The sequence below is a fragment of the Bradyrhizobium nivariense genome, from assembly GCF_029846695.2.
Classification (GTDB): Bacteria; Pseudomonadota; Alphaproteobacteria; order Rhizobiales; family Xanthobacteraceae; genus Bradyrhizobium.
The window spans coordinates 1-923 of record NZ_JARWCR020000199.1 but is presented as its reverse complement, the minus strand read 5'-3'; the positions used below and the strand labels follow the sequence as shown (position 1 = coordinate 923).

Here is a 923-nt window from a genome sequence, read left to right as displayed (position 1 = left end):
GTGCTGCGGCCCGGCAAGACGCCGGGCGGCGTCGAGGTGCGTGCCCATCTTCGACGCCTGGTACGGCACATCCGCACGCGATGGCACAAGACGCGAATTACGTTCCGTGGCGACGGGCACTATGCTCGGCCGGAGGCGATGACGTGGTGCGAGAACAACGGCATCGACTACATCTTCGGTCTGTCCGGTACCAAGCCTCTCGCCAGAAAAGTCGACGAGGTCGCTGACGACATCCGCACGCGACGCGCCATCGAGAACCTGCCTGTTCTGCGCGGCTATACCGAGACGCGCCACAAGGCAAAGTCCTGGGATCGCGAACGGCGCACCGTCGCCCGTATAGAGGCGACGATGCTCGGTCTCGACATCCGCTTCGTCGTCACCAGCCTCGATGTCGGCTCGGCCGAGTGGATCTACGACAGCCTGTATTGCGCGCGCGGCCAAGCTGAGAATCTGATCAAGCTGCATAAGACGCAGCTTGCCTCCGATCGCACCAGTTGCCGTTCGGCGCTCGCCAACCAGGTCCGTCTCGTGCTCCATACGGCCGCTTATTGGCTGATGCTGACCGTGCGCGACGCCATTCCCAAAGTCCGGGAATTGGCCACAGCCGAGTTCGCGACGCTGCGTCTTCGTCTCCTGAAAATCGCCGCCCGGGTCGTCGAGACCACGAGCCGCATTCGCCTTGCGTTCGCCGCGGCATGTCCCGAAGCCGACCTGATCCGCTGCTTGCCAGGCGCGCTGCTGCCGCTCGGTCCTTGACCGGCGGGGCGTGCGCCCCGTTCGCCCAACCCATCCCTCAAGCGCGTTGCAAAGTACGGGTCGTCAGGCGGTGAAAAGCCGAAGGCAGTCCTGTGCGCCTCGTCAGAGGAGATGTGCGGCCGCATCAATCCGACCAAAAACCGCACTCTCACGAATAGGACGGGCTA

The 923-nt window shown here is 64.1% G+C and carries 1 protein-coding gene; it reads left to right on the top strand.

The window, feature by feature from the left end; genetic code table 11:
- Positions 1–756, top strand: a 756-nt coding sequence (locus tag QCM77_RS45930) for an IS1380 family transposase (protein WP_280097143.1), incomplete at its 5' end; no start/stop codon positions are given.
- Between the last annotated feature and the right edge of the window lie 167 nt (positions 757–923).